Raw genomic sequence first — 14,310 nt, 5'->3', positions numbered from 1 at the left:
AGAATCACCTCTTATTTAGTCCAAGTGTTTGCCAAGCCAACCTGCACATCAACACACCACAGATCATCATTGATTCGTGCGCGCCATTGGCCCATTACAGGCTGCAAACCAATAAAAACAATGCGCACCATTGTCTCCTGCGGCTCTACCCGCCAACGCACAGGCTGATCACCAGCTAAAGCAAGCTCGCCTTGCGCCGCCTGCCCTTTGCTATCTAACAGCAACAACTGATAAATACCTTGCTGAGACTGTGCGTGCACCTGCGCAGGCTGAGCTAAACATATACCCAAACCATCGGCATAGGTCTGCAGCTGTACAATAGTATTGCTGTACTGAGGCGGCGTCGGTTCTTCTAACAAACGCCCCAGCATCATGCCGACTAAAAAACTAAATAAAGCCAAACTTGCAAAAACCTTGAATATCCATTGCCGTCTTGGTGGAGATTCCCATGTAGAATTGGCATCCACTTTATTGTCAGGATCGAGCATGTTTCACGTCATTCTCTTTGAGCCAGAAATTCCACCAAACACAGGTAATATTATTCGCCTGTGCGCCAATGTAGGCTGCAGCTTACATTTAATTGAACCGCTTGGCTTTGATTTTGACGACAAACGTCTGCGCCGTGCAGGGCTCGACTACCAAGAATTTGCTCATGTACAGCGCCACGCTAATCTAGCGGAATGCTTAAGCGCTTTGCAGCAGCCACGCTTATTTGCCTTTAGCACCAAGGGCTCACACAGCTACGCTGATGTCGCCTATCAAGATGGTGATGCTTTTATTTTTGGTCCAGAAACACGCGGCTTACCAGAAGACGTGCGCAGCAGTATTCCGCCGCAGCAACTGCTGCGCTTACCCATGCGCGAAGGCTCGCGCAGCTTAAACCTGTCTAATACAGTGGCTATTGCCGTGTATGAAGCATGGCGCCAGTCTGGTTTTGTTAGCCAATAACAAAAATCCCGCCAAGCCTAGAGCCTGAGCGGGATTGTTTTATCTAGCACAACTGTTTAGCGTACTTTTATAGCAACAAGCTACGTATTTCTGCTAACAGCTCACTTAAGCGTCGAGTGAAATGTGCTGCAGCCGCGCCATTGATGACACGGTGGTCATAAGATAGTGACAACGGCAGCATTAAGCGTGGATCAAAGTCCGCGCCATTCCATACCGGCTGCATGGTCGCGCGTGATACACCCAAAATAGCCACCTCAGGCGCATTCACAATCGGTGTAAAACCAGTACCACCAATGTGCCCCAAACTAGAGATGGTAAAACATGCGCCTTGCATCTGCTCAGCACTAAGCTTTTTATGGCGTGCTTTATCAGCTAACTCAGCCGCTTCGCCAGCCAACTGCAGCAAGCTTTTCTGATTGACATCGCGAATCACCGGCACCAACAGACCTTCAGGCGTGTCCACGGCAAAACCCAGATGCACATATTTCTTGCGAATCAGCGCTTTACCGCTCGGTGCTAAAGAGCTATTGAAGTCTGGCATTTCTTGCAGCAGATGCGCACAGGCTTTGAGCAAGAACGGCAGTATGGTTAGTTTGACCCCAGCCTTTTCTGCAACGCCTTTTTGACCTACGCGGAACGCTTCCAACTCAGTGATATCAGCAGACTCAAACTGAGTGACATGCGGCACATTCAACCAACTGCGGTGCAAGTTCATTGCCCCCAACTGCTGCAAGCGCGTCATCGCAACTTCTTCGATCTCGCCAAAACGGGCAAAGTCCACTTCAGGTATCGGTGGAATACCGCTGCCCTGCTCTGACGTAGTGCTGGCTTGCTTACTCAGTGCCTGTTGTACATAAGCATGCACATCTTCTTTCAATATGCGTTTATGCGGTCCGCTACCAGACACCAAACCCAGATCGACACCGAACTCTCGCGCCAACTTGCGCACGGCAGGACCAGCATGCACCACACTGGTTTTGCGTTTCTCAGTACTCGGCGCGCTCTGCGGCGCCACTGATACTGCTGCGCTTGGCATTGTTGCAGGTGTTGCTGCCTCAGCTGCAGGCTTCTTAGACGCAGTTTCTGCAACAGGCTGGCTCGCAGCGGCTTGCGCCACTTTGACCTTAAAGATTAAGTCGCCTGTACCTACGTCAGCATCTAACTGCACCAAGACTTCAACCACTTCACCGCTTACCGGTGAAGGAATTTCCATACTGGCTTTGTCCGACTCAAGGGTCAGCAGCGATTGCTCTTCAGTGATGTGATCACCCACAGCGACCATCAGCTCAATCACCCGCGCCTTACCCGCCGAACCGATATCCGGCACATGGATGTCTTCAATGACGCTTTCTGCAGCAGAACTGGCCGCGGCCTTAGCCGGCGCAGCTGTTTCTGCAGGCACCTCAGCGGCAGGCTCAGATGTTTCCACAGATGCTGCAGCAGGCGCTTCATCCACTTCAAGTTCAAGTAAATCATCGCCTTCTTTGAGCCGGTCGCCCAGCTTGACGGCTAAGCTTTTGATCACCCCAGCTTTGGGTGCTGGAATTTCCATACTGGCCTTATCCGACTCAAGCGTTAGCAGGCTTTGTTCGACTTCAATACGATCACCGACCTTTACAAACAGCTCTATCACTTCACCCTCACCGCTGCCGATGTCGGGTACGCGAATTAATTCACTCATTATCGCTCTCCTCAGCAGTCCAGTGGGTTAGGTTTATCAGCATCAATGCCAAACTTGTCCATGGCATCTAGCATCACCTGTGCATCCATTTGGCCTTGCGCAACCAAGCCTTCTAAAGCAGCTAACACCACCCAGTGGCGATCCACCTCAAAGAAGTGGCGCAACTTCTTGCGCGAATCACTGCGGCCAAAACCATCGGTGCCAAGTACTTTATATTGATCTTGCGGTACCCACTGGCGGACTTGATCAGCATAAAGCTTCATATAATCAGTCGAGGCGACCACTGGCCCTTGTCGGCCCTGCAAGCAGTTTTCAATATGCGACAGGCGCACAGCTTCACGCGGATGCAAACGGTTCCAACGTTCAACATCTAAGCAGTTGCGGCGCAGTTCATTGAAGCTGGTCACACTCCATATATCAGCACCCACACCAAACTCATCACGCAGGATTTTTGCCGCTTCACGCACTTCCAGTAAAATCGTACCGCTGCCTAGCAGTTGCACATGTAAGTCAGTGCTGCGCTTATCTTCTTCGAGCAAATACATACCGCGAATAATGTCTTCTTCAATACCTTCGCGCTCTGGCATCGCTGGCTGCTCATACGCCTCATTCATCATAGTGATGTAATAGAAGCGATCTTCTTGCAGCTCCAGCATTTGATAAATACCTTCACGAATGATCACGGCCATTTCGTAACCATAAGCTGGATCATAGGCATGACAGTTCGGAATCGTGCCAGCGAGAATATGACTATGACCATCTTGGTGCTGCAAGCCTTCACCGTTGAGCGTCGTGCGCCCTGCGGTACCACCCATTAAGAAACCACGTGCGTGAATATCACCCGCGGCCCAAGCTAAATCACCAATACGCTGGAAACCAAACATTGAGTAGAACGCATAAAACGGCAGCATTGGCTGGTTGTGATTACTGTAAGCCGTTGCTGCAGCAATCCACGCTGACATCGCACCGGCTTCGGTAATACCTTCTTCAAGAATTTGACCTTTGACATCCTCTTTGTAGTACATCACTTGGCCTTGGTCGACCGGCTGATACAACTGACCCACGGCTGAGTAAATACCCAACTGACGGAACATGCCTTCCATGCCAAAGGTACGTGCTTCATCCGGCACGATCGGCACGATACGGCTGCCAAGGTCTTTATCTTTTAACAATTGCGCAAGAATACGCACAAACACCATAGTGGTAGAGACTTCACGATCACCACTGCCATCTAGAATGTTTTTCAAGGTTTCCAGCGATGGCGTTGGAATACTCATGCTCTTCATGCGGCGCTGGGGTACAAAACCACCAAGTTTTTCGCGGCATTCTTTTAGATAGCGTATTTCTGGGCTGTTTTCTGCAGGACGATAAAAGGGCAAGCTTTCGATGTTTTCATCGCTGACCGGAATATCAAAACGGTCTCTAAAGCCTTTTAGGCTCTCTAGATCAACCTTTTTAACGTTATGGGCAATGTTTTGTGCCTCACCAGTGCCGGTGCCATAGCCTTTAATGGTTTTGGCTAAGATTACAGTTGGCTGACCGGTATGATTCACCGCAGCATGGTAAGCCGCATACACTTTAAAGGGATCATGGCCACCACGGTTAAGGTTCCAGATCTCCGCATCTGACAAGTCCTCAACCATCTCAGCTAAGCGTGGATCAGCACCAAAGAAGTCTTTACGGACAAACGCACCGTCTTGCGCTTTATAGTTTTGATAGTCACCATCCAGCGCTTCATCCATGCGACGCTGCATCACGCCCTCAGTGTCTTTAGCAAACAGCGGATCCCATAAGCGACCCCAGAGTACTTTAATCACGTTCCATTCAGCGCCGCGGAAGTTACCCTCCAGCTCCTGAATAATTTTACCGTTGCCGCGCACAGGGCCATCTAAGCGCTGTAAGTTACAGTTGATAACAAAAATCAGATTATCGAGCTTTTCACGTCCGGCCAGTGAAATCGCACCCAATGATTCGGGCTCATCGGTTTCACCGTCACCTAAGAAACACCACACTTTTTGCTTACCGGGCTGAATAAAGCCGCGGTGCTCAAGGTATTTCATAAAGCGCGCTTGATAAATGGCTTGGATCGGACCCAAGCCCATTGATACTGTTGGGAACTGCCAGTAATCCGGCATCAGCCATGGATGCGGGTAAGATGACAAACCTTTGCCATCGGTTTCACGGCGGAAATGATCCAGCTGCTCTTCAGTGATACGTCCTTCTAGAAAAGAACGCGCATAGACACCAGGCGAAGCATGCCCTTGGAAATAAATTAAGTCGCCACCATGCTCTTCGGTTGGCGCCTTAAAGAAATAATTAAAACCAATATCGTATAGCGTAGCGCTCGAGGCAAAGGTGGCAATATGCCCACCTAAGTCTGGGTCAGCTTGGTTAGCACGCATCACCATAGCCAGCGCATTCCAGCGAATTAAGGAGCGAAGGCGTCGCTCCATAAATAAATCGCCGGGCATCAGTGCTTCATGGGTAACAGGGATGGTGTTGCGATACGGTGTGGTAATCGCATGCGGTAAGCGTGTACCGCTGCGGCTGGCCAGTTCGCCTAAGCGCGATAAAATATAATGAACGCGCTCTTCACCTTCATGCGCTTGCACGGATTCCAATGCATCCAGCCATTCTTGTGTTTCTACCGAATCAATATCTTGCATGTTTCGCTCCCGAAATGAGGGGTCTATTGATGATGGACCTATGCGTGCTTCATGTCTTGTGGACACTCAGCCCATACCACAGCAAAGCCATACTCTCTTTGTCTTGTAGTTTTACTACAAAATGACGCATTAGTCAGCCTCTATTCGTTACATTTTTTAGCCGAGTGCTTTTCTTGAACACACCATAGCAAGTAAATTTAAGGTATCTTTATCGACACTCTTAGCATGACACTGTTCAGGACTGCGCATGACCCCTCTTCTCTTGGCTACGATTCCTTCTAGCTTGTTATTGTTGCAACAGAAAGCACAGCGTGGCTGGGCGCATGCCCTAGAAGAACAGCAAATCGACGACCCGCAATGGCCTGATAGCCGTTATCAAAACTTTATTCGCGTGTGCAGCCTCAGCGACTTTGTCCTCAGTCAAGCCATTCGTGACCCACAGATGTTTATTGACCTTGTAAACTCAGGGCAACTGGACCGTTCTTTAATTCCTGGTGAAATTCGCCATCAACTCAACGAGCGTTTACAAGACTGTGCTGACGAAGAGAGTTTATTACTGCACTTGCGTCAATACCGTAACCGCCAGCAAGTGCGCATTATTTGGCGCGACTTGACCCGCCAAGTCGAACTCAGCGAAGCCTGCCGTGACTTATCTGCCATGGCTGATGCCTGTATTGATTTAGCTTACCACTGGCTGTATCAGCAGCTTTGCCAACAATTTGGCACGCCGATAGGACGCCACAGTAAACAGCCTCAGCAACTGGTAATTCTCGGCATGGGCAAGCTTGGCGCCTATGAACTGAATCTGTCATCCGACGTAGATTTGATTTTCACCTACCCAGAAGGCGGCGAAACTGAAGGTGCAAAACGCAGCTTGGATAACCAAGAGTTTTTTACCCGCCTCGGACAAAAAGTGATTAAGGCGCTGGATACCATTACCGTGGATGGCTTTGCCTTTCGTGTCGATATGCGCCTGCGCCCATACGGCTCCAGCGGGCCGTTGGTATTCAGTTTTACCGCTATTGAGCAGTACTACCAAAACCAAGGTCGAGATTGGGAACGCTACGCCATGATTAAAGCGCGCGTGGTTGCCGGTGATCAGAATGCAGGATCGAGCTTGCTCAGAATTCTGCGCCCCTTTGTCTATCGCCGTTATTTAGACTTTTCTGCAATCGAAGCGCTGCGCTCAATGAAACAACTGATTCAACAAGAAGTGCGGCGCAAAGACATGGATGACAACATCAAACTCGGCTCCGGTGGGATTCGTGAAGTGGAGTTTATTGCCCAAGCCTTTCAACTGATTCATGGTGGTCGTGATTTAAGCCTACAGCAGCGGCCTTTGCTAAATATTTTAGACACCTTAGCAGCGCAAGGTTATATGCCCTCTGCCGATGTCACCGAACTGAAAGATGCTTACCGTTTCTTGCGTTATACCGAGCATGCACTGCAAGCCGTAGCCGATATGCAAACACAAAGTCTGCCCGACACCAGACTGGAACAAGCACGCCTTGCCTTTATTATGGGCTTTAATGATTGGCCGACATTTTTCGGGCAGTTGATGTATTGGCGTAAACGCATTGAGCATCATTTTCGCGATATTATTGCTGACCCTGACCAAGATGAAGATGACTGCATCGGCGGCGAGTGGATACCAGCATGGGAAGACACCATTGCCTTGGACAGTATTTATCAGCAACTTACCGAAGCCGGTTATCAAGACAGCCATGCCGCCTGGCAACGCATCATTCTGTTACGAGAAAGCAGCCAAGTACGTGCTATGCAACGATTGGGGCGCGAACGTTTAGACGCGTTTATGCCACGTTTCCTGTCGCAAGCGACAGAACACGACAACCCCGACTTAGTGCTGGAACGGGTGATACCACTGATTGAAGCCGTCGCACGCCGCTCCGCCTATTTAGTGCTTTTAACAGAAAACCCAGGTGCACTCTTGGGCGTGATCAATTTGTGCGCCGCCAGCCCATGGATTGCCGAACAGCTCACACGCTTCCCTGCATTGCTTGATGAGCTGCTCAATGAAGGGCGTCTCTACAGCCCGCCACAGGCACCGGAACTCACCGCAGAGCTACGCGAACACTTGCTACGCATCCCCGAAGAGGACCTTGAGCAGCATATGAATGCCTTGCGTCACTTCAAACTGGCACACCGCTTGCGAGTCGCTGCATCAGAAATCGCAGGGACACTGCCATTAATGAAAGTCAGTGACTATCTAACCTGGCTGGCTGAAGCGATTCTTGAACAAGTCATGCATTTAACCTGGAATGAAATGGTACGCAAGCACGGCGTACCACAGCGTATGGATGGCAGCCGCAGCGAGTTGGATTTTGTCGTAGTCGCTTACGGCAAGCTGGGCGGTATTGAGCTGGGGCATGGTTCCGACCTTGACTTGGTATTTATTTATGACTGCGACCCGCAGGCCGAAACAGATGGCCCGCGCCCAGTCGATGGCGCACAATTTTATACACGTCTGGGCCAGCGGATTATTTCCATGCTGACCACGCGCACAACCTCAGGCGGCCTATATGATGTTGATATGCGTTTAAGACCCAGCGGTGACTCAGGTCTGTTGGCCAGCTCACTCAGTGCTTTTAAACGCTACCAAGAAGAGCAGGCCTGGACTTGGGAGCACCAAGCACTGGTACGCGCGCGGGTTTTGGTCGGCAGCCCATCACTGCGCAAACAATTTAACCAAGTGCGATTGAATGTTTTAGGGCGCCAGCGCAGCTTGCCGATACTGCAAGATGAAGTCAGCGAAATGCGCGCCAAAATGCGGCATAATCATGGCACTCAGATCACCCAAGGCGGTTTAGGTCCAAATGCATTCAATAGTGATGTGCAATTTGATCTAAAGCAGGATGCTGGTGGTATCGTTGACATCGAATTTATGGTGCAATATGCCGTCCTAGCTTGGTCATGGCAATACCCGCAATTAGCAACCTATACCGACAATATCCGTATTCTTGACGGTCTCGGCGCAGAAAACCTGCTTGATGTGGATCTCGTTCACATTTTGCAGGAGGCTTACAAGGCCTATCGTGCTGCGGCTCACCGTCTGGCCCTGCAAAAGCAGCAAGGCGTGGTTGAAGGCAATTTATTTATTAACGAACGTCACGCAGTGATGGACGTTTGGCAAGCACTGGGCTTGAGTTATCTATAACTATTTATTAAGTATTATTTTCAGGAGCACGTAAAAATGTCGATGGCTGATCGTGATGGTGTTATTTGGTATGACGGTGAAATGGTTGAATGGCGTAACGCAACCACCCACGTTCTAACCCACTCATTACACTACGGCATGGGGGTCTTTGAAGGTGTTCGCGCTTACAAAACCCCAAAAGGTACGGCAATTTTCCGCTTAGAAGCACACACTGACCGTTTGTTTGAGTCGGCGCACATCATGGGCATGAAGATTCCTTTCACTAAAGAAGAAATCAATCAAGCTGTGGTTGCTTCAGTGCGTGATAACAATCTGGATAGCGCCTATATCCGCCCTTTAGCCTTTTACGGTTCAGAAGGCATGGGTATCCGTGCTGACAACCTTAAAGTGCATGTAATTATCGCAGCATGGCACTGGGGTGCGTATATGGGTGAAGAAGCCTTGAAAACAGGCATTAAAGTCCGTACCAGCTCATTTACCCGCCACCATGTCAACATCACCATGACTCGTGCAAAATCTAGCGGTGCCTATGTCAACTCGATGCTAGCACTGCAAGAAGCAGTATCCGGTGGCGCTGATGAAGCGTTGCTGCTCGATCCAGAAGGCTATGTGGCTGAAGGCTCAGGCGAGAATATTTTCATCATTAAAGATGGTGTGATCTACACGCCCGAAGTTACCGCCTGCTTAAACGGCATTACCCGCAATACAATTTTAACCCTTGCGCGCGAGCGTGGTATCGAAATTGTTGAAAAACGCATTACCCGTGATGAAGTCTATATCGCTGATGAAGCCTTCTTTACTGGTACCGCTGCAGAAGTGACGCCCATTCGCGAAGTCGATACCCGTCAAATCGGTATTGGTCGCCGTGGCCCCATCACTGAGATCCTGCAAAAAGCCTACTTTGACTTAGTCAGCGGTGAGACCGATGCCCACCCCGAGTGGCGCACCATTGTCAGCTAAGCATTTACCAACTAAGCATTAACTGCTGATTAAAAAGCCCGCTAGAGTTCACACTCACTATGCGGGCTTTTTTGTGCCTGATATTTAAGCCAATTAAGGTTTTAAGCTTTTCTTAGCATAAATATCATAGCGACTGGATTTGCCTTGCAAACTATAGGTCGGCGGCGTACCCGCGATGGCCGGTGCTTTACGCGGACGTTTCACCACCACGCGATGCGAGGCTAATGCTAAAGCAGCAGCCAGCAATTCCACTGCATCATCATCCGCGCCGACCAGCGGCTTAAATAGGCGCATTTCTTTTTTGACTAACGCGCTTTTATCGCGACTGGGAAACATGGGATCAAGGTGAATCACTTGCGGTGCCTCTGCCGTCCACGCCGACATCAGTTCAATAGCATTACCCATCAACAAAGGCATACGTTGCACAATGTCTGCTACTTCAGAGTCAAGACGCGCACGGCGCAAGCCATCCGCTAACAATGCAGCAACTATGGGGTTGCGCTCAATCATCTGCACCTGACAGCCCAAGCAAGCCAAAACAAAGGCATCACGGCCTAGCCCTGCTGTTGCATCTAAAACAGTCGGTCGTACACCCGCTTGAATGCCAATCGCTTTGGCGATCATCTGACCACTGCCACCACCAAACTGACGACGATGGGCCAACGCGCCTTCAATAAAATCAACACGAATCGGTCCCGGTGCTGAATGGCCTAGCTCCTGCAGTTGCAAACCATCCACGCTGACCTGCAAAGCAAATTCAGCCTCGCCATCAAGGGGCAAGTTTAAAATCTGCGCCCATTGCAAAGCTGCAGCTTGATCAGCAGCTGTTATGGCATCTACACGAATAAGAGGTGTTTTTACTGCACTGGAGCCCGTCATTAAACGTACAAATCAAGACCTAGTACAGTGCTCGCTTCTTCAGCCTGATTGCTGAATGCTGCGGTATTACTGTAACTGGCTAAGGCTTTACTGGCTTGATACTGCTGTGCAGGATTATTTAAGGCTTGGCGTGCCTCGTATTGCTGAACCTGCATCTGTGCAGAGGGGCGCTGCACCGCTTGATAGGTGTCTAAACGTGTATCCGAAGCATTGCTCGGTTGTTGTTGACGGTTTTTACTTTCTACTTGGCGTACAACATCATCCATCTGCGCGCTGGCGTCCGGACGTGTTGCCCTATTGGGCGTATAAGCAGGCGATAAACCGTCAATGCGCATTATTCGAAGATCCTATAAACACTAGCGTACTTTAACCAGACTCGACACAGAGTTCAATCCAGTTAAGGCTGTTTCGGTGTCGCCACTTGATCACGCAAGTAAATCGGCTGGGCATCATGCGCACTAATCGCCTCGCCACGCAACCACATAGCCTGCGCGAGGGTTAAAATATCTTCTGCATGGGGCAACAATTGCTCATCACAGGCATACACAGGTACAGCAATTCGCTCAGCATAAGCTAACCAACCCGTACCTGCGGCAGACCAGTCACCTTGCGCTGCACGAGGCAACATTGCACGCTCTGGGGCCAACACAGCCTCCACACCTTGCAAGCACATCTCTGCGTTTACTAGGCTATAACAGCCCCAATACACCTCATCCATACGCGCATCAATCGCCACAGCAACCTGTTTGGCAGCATGTTCACGGTGCGCACGCTGGGCAATCGCTGCTAAATTAGACACCGGCAAGACTGGGCGCTCTAAAGCAAAGGCCAATCCTTGCACAACACCCACAGCAATACGCAAGCCGGTAAAAGCGCCAGGGCCACGGCCAAAGGCAATCGCATCAATTGCCGTTTTAGCGATGCCAGCCTCAGCCAGAACTTCGCTAATCATGGGTAAAATACGTTGTGCATGTAAACGAGGGATCACTGCGTAACGGCTGAACACCTGGCCATTGTGTAATAACGCAACAGAACAGGCTTCAGTGGCCGTATCCAGCGCCAGCAAAGTAGTCATGGTTTTTCGTCGAATGATTAAAAATAAAGTGTAGCAGGCAGACCGCTACGAGGCGAATGCTACATATCCATCAATAAAGAATGCATTCACGCTTACACCAAGCATGCTCACTGCAAACGCGAATACATTCCTTAGCGGCTGCTTAACTGAGCGCGGCAAGTACCTTAGCGGTAATCTGCTCAACTGTACCAACACCTTCAATAGCGCTGTATTTAGGTGTGCCATGCTTTGCAGCCATGTCCTGATAGAAAGCGACCAATGGCTTGGTTTGCGAATGATAAACAGACAAGCGATGACGTACCGTTTCTTCTTTATCATCGTCACGTTGAATCAAATCTTCGCCCGTCTCGTCATCTTTACCAGCTACTTTAGGCGGGTTGTGCTCAATATGGTAGGTACGGCTTGATGCGGGATGCATGCGACGACCAGCAATACGGCTAACGATTTCTTCATCGTCAACAGCAATTTCGATGACGTGGTCGATTTCAACGCCAGCATCACGCAACGCTTCAGCCTGTGGAATCGTGCGTGGAAAGCCATCGAACAAGAAGCCTTTGGCACAGTCATCAGCCAAAATACGCTCTTTAATCAGGTCAATGATAATATCATCGGACACCAAACCACCGGTCTCCATCACATTTTTAACTTTCAAACCCAGCGGGCTTTCTGCTTTAACTGCAGCACGCAGCATGTCACCGGTAGAGATTTGTGGAATAGCAAATTTTTTACAGATAAATCCGGCTTGCGTGCCTTTTCCAGCGCCTGGCGCTCCCAACAAAATTACGCGCATTATCATGCTCCTATATCATCATTATTATCATAAAGAATATCTGCACCGCCTCAATTCAGCGCGCTGCGCGATTAAATTCTGCGGCTCTGGTTAGCCCAAAAAGTGTCCAAGATACACATCAGTCTTTAGTCGCACAAGAAAAATATCAACGTATCCAGCCGTAGTTCACTCTACACTGGCATGCCTTAGATGTAATTGACGTATCTTAGCCTGCCTGCACCGTGCGCTCAGCCGCCCAATGTCGTAGCCCAGCCAACTCCTCTGACATTACAACCGACAAGGGTACAGTGCGCTGTAACGCCTCAATAATTAATTGTTGCGTCACCATTATCTGACGTGCTTGCGCCGCATACAAAGCCGACACCACTGCTTGTTCAATTTCCGCACCCGAGAAACCATCACTAGCTGCTGCTAGAGCCGTCAAATTAAACTCAGCCGCAATTAATTCACGCTTCTCCAAATGAATTCTGAAGATGTCCTCACGCACTACAGCTGCAGGCAAATCAACAAAGAAAATCTCATCAAAACGCCCTTTACGCATCAATTCCGGCGGTAAACGCTCAATAATATTAGCGGTCGCCACCACAAACACCGGTGTTTTACGCTCTGCCATCCATGTCAGTAACGTACCCAGCACGCGTTGACTGACACCATTATCTAAATCACCGGTAGCCAAACCTTTTTCAATTTCATCCATCCATAACACGCAAGGCGACATACGCTCGGCCATCAGCAATGCTTCGCGCAAATTACGCTCAGTCTCACCAAAGTACTTATTGTATAAGCTGGCAAAATCCAAACGCAGCAAAGGCAGTCCCCACAGCCCAGCAACGGCTTTCGCTGCCAAACTTTTACCGCTGCCTTGCACGCCTAATAACAGCATACCTTTAGGCAAGTCACTGGCTGTACCAGCAAGAAACACCGCTTGGCGCTCCGATAACCACTGTTTTAAATGATGCAAACCGCCCACATCGGCAAAGTGCGCGGTATCGCCCTCGTAGCCAAGCACGCCATCCAGATCAAGCAGTTGAAACTTGGCTTTATTAAGCTCCGGTAAATCTTCTTGGGTAATAGCGCCATCATCACAAATTAAATTGCGCGCCAAAACTCGCGCATCAGCATGACTTAAGCCGCGTAAGTTTTTCACCACTTGCTGCAAGGTTCGATTGTCAGTGCGCACACGTAAACCTCGATTGACCTCGCTCCAACGCAGCGCCTCTTCACGCACGATAGCCAACAACTCATCTTCACTGGGTAACGACACACTAAAGCGCGCCGCATAGCGCTGCACTTCAGGCGGCAGCTTTAGCGCATGTGAGACTAAAATAAGGGTGGGTTTGCCTGGTCCTGTAGCCATGCCGATGTCTTTGATTAAGCGCACCAAGAGCGCATCATTTTCCAAAAAAGCATGCAGATCAAAAAACACATACAGTCCAGCTTGCGGATCAGCCTTAACTAAACGCAATGCTTTTTCAGGGATATGACTGTCATCCTGTTTTTCAGCGCCAAACGCCATACCTTGCAAACCTTCACTGACCGACCACACACGTAGATTCATACCGCGCTGCACAGCTAATGAGGTTAAGGTTTCCAACACACGCAGCTCATCCCACGACTCAATCACAATCAGGCGCACACGCGAATCTAAAACCAGCTGTAAATCTTTCAAATCATTTTTCAAAGCATGCCAACCTATCAAAATATGACGAACGCTGGCGATTGCACCAGCAGCCAGCTAAACTCCAAGAATATTACAACAAGCCGAGGCCTGTGTTATGGATTGTTTGTTTTGCAAAATTGTTGCAGGTGAAATTCCCGCACAAAAATTATACGAAGATGAGCATGTCGTGGCATTTCACGATATTGCTCCGCATGCACCTGTGCATTTTCTAGTCATTCCCAAAAAACATATCAGCACGCTGGCGGACTTGAGCGTTGATGATACTTTTTTAGCCGGTCACATTCTTTACACCGCACAGCGTTTAGCCCAAGAGCAGGGCTGTGAAGAAGGCTTTCGCGTGGTAATGAACACCAATGAATTGGGTGGTCAGACTGTGTATCACATCCACCTACATGTACTGGGGCAACGACAAATGAGCTGGCCGCCGGGCTAGACAGCAGAGCAATGCAACACAG

At 49.6% G+C, this 14,310-nt stretch carries 12 protein-coding genes; 4 read left to right on the top strand and 8 right to left on the bottom strand.

The window, feature by feature from the left end:
• Positions 1 to 11 precede the first annotated feature (11 nt).
• The gene (locus FXF61_RS01585) at positions 12 to 488 is read right to left on the bottom strand and encodes a hypothetical protein (RefSeq protein ID WP_151183622.1); all 477 of its coding nucleotides are present in this window, start codon (positions 486 to 488) and stop codon (positions 12 to 14) included.
• Between FXF61_RS01585 and trmL the strand changes: the two genes are divergently transcribed.
• Positions 487 to 948: a tRNA (uridine(34)/cytosine(34)/5-carboxymethylaminomethyluridine(34)-2'-O)-methyltransferase TrmL gene (gene trmL / locus FXF61_RS01580; RefSeq protein ID WP_151183621.1), complete on the top strand. Its 462-nt coding sequence runs from the start codon at positions 487 to 489 to the stop codon at positions 946 to 948. The genes FXF61_RS01585 and trmL overlap by 2 nt on opposite strands.
• Positions 949 to 1,015: 67 nt before the next feature.
• Here the strand turns inward: trmL and aceF are convergent, their stop codons facing one another.
• Both aceF and aceE read right to left on the bottom strand, forming a co-directional pair.
• On the bottom strand, positions 1,016 to 2,629 hold the full coding sequence (gene aceF / locus FXF61_RS01575; protein WP_151183620.1) for a dihydrolipoyllysine-residue acetyltransferase: 1,614 nt from the start codon (positions 2,627 to 2,629) through the stop codon (positions 1,016 to 1,018).
• Between the two features lie 11 nt (positions 2,630 to 2,640).
• Complete coding sequence (aceE, locus tag FXF61_RS01570; RefSeq protein WP_151183619.1) at positions 2,641 to 5,295, bottom strand: pyruvate dehydrogenase (acetyl-transferring), homodimeric type; 2,655 nt, start codon at positions 5,293 to 5,295, stop codon at positions 2,641 to 2,643.
• Positions 5,296 to 5,542: 247 nt separating this feature from the next.
• Between aceE and glnE the strand changes: the two genes are divergently transcribed.
• On the top strand, positions 5,543 to 8,470 hold the full coding sequence (gene glnE / locus FXF61_RS01565) for a bifunctional [glutamate--ammonia ligase]-adenylyl-L-tyrosine phosphorylase/[glutamate--ammonia-ligase] adenylyltransferase (protein ID WP_151183618.1): 2,928 nt from the start codon (positions 5,543 to 5,545) through the stop codon (positions 8,468 to 8,470).
• A gap of 36 nt (positions 8,471 to 8,506) precedes the next feature.
• Positions 8,507 to 9,430 (top strand): branched-chain amino acid transaminase, encoded by a 924-nt coding sequence (locus FXF61_RS01560; RefSeq protein ID WP_151183617.1) that lies wholly within the window; start codon positions 8,507 to 8,509, stop codon positions 9,428 to 9,430.
• Positions 9,431 to 9,523: 93 nt separating this feature from the next.
• Here the strand turns inward: FXF61_RS01560 and FXF61_RS01555 are convergent, their stop codons facing one another.
• The 5 genes from FXF61_RS01555 to FXF61_RS01535 all read right to left on the bottom strand — a co-directional run bounded on the left by FXF61_RS01555 (position 9,524) and on the right by FXF61_RS01535 (position 13,855).
• Complete coding sequence (locus FXF61_RS01555) at positions 9,524 to 10,309, bottom strand: class I SAM-dependent methyltransferase (protein WP_151183616.1); 786 nt, start codon at positions 10,307 to 10,309, stop codon at positions 9,524 to 9,526.
• On the bottom strand, positions 10,309 to 10,644 hold the full coding sequence (locus FXF61_RS01550) for a hypothetical protein (RefSeq protein ID WP_151183615.1): 336 nt from the start codon (positions 10,642 to 10,644) through the stop codon (positions 10,309 to 10,311). The genes FXF61_RS01555 and FXF61_RS01550 overlap by 1 nt, the downstream gene beginning before the upstream one ends.
• Positions 10,645 to 10,706: 62 nt before the next feature.
• Complete coding sequence (gene tsaB / locus FXF61_RS01545) at positions 10,707 to 11,384, bottom strand: tRNA (adenosine(37)-N6)-threonylcarbamoyltransferase complex dimerization subunit type 1 TsaB (RefSeq protein ID WP_151183614.1); 678 nt, start codon at positions 11,382 to 11,384, stop codon at positions 10,707 to 10,709.
• Between the two features lie 142 nt (positions 11,385 to 11,526).
• Positions 11,527 to 12,174 (bottom strand): adenylate kinase, encoded by a 648-nt coding sequence (adk, locus tag FXF61_RS01540; protein ID WP_151183613.1) that lies wholly within the window; start codon positions 12,172 to 12,174, stop codon positions 11,527 to 11,529.
• A 205-nt stretch (positions 12,175 to 12,379) separates the two neighbouring features.
• Entirely contained in the window at positions 12,380 to 13,855 is a 1,476-nt protein-coding gene (locus tag FXF61_RS01535) for an AAA family ATPase (protein WP_151183612.1), read from the bottom strand.
• A 94-nt stretch (positions 13,856 to 13,949) separates the two neighbouring features.
• On the opposite strand from FXF61_RS01535, the gene FXF61_RS01530 reads away from it, so the two are divergent.
• Positions 13,950 to 14,288, top strand: coding sequence for a histidine triad nucleotide-binding protein (locus FXF61_RS01530; RefSeq protein WP_151183611.1), 339 nt, complete (start codon positions 13,950 to 13,952; stop codon positions 14,286 to 14,288).
• Positions 14,289 to 14,310 lie beyond the last annotated feature (22 nt).

Origin of the sequence: Pseudomonas sp. C27(2019), assembly GCF_008807395.1 — a bacterium.
Classification (GTDB): domain Bacteria; phylum Pseudomonadota; class Gammaproteobacteria; order Pseudomonadales; family Pseudomonadaceae; genus Denitrificimonas.
Note: the sequence above shows the minus strand (reverse complement) of the source record. Positions and strands in the feature narration are given on the sequence as shown.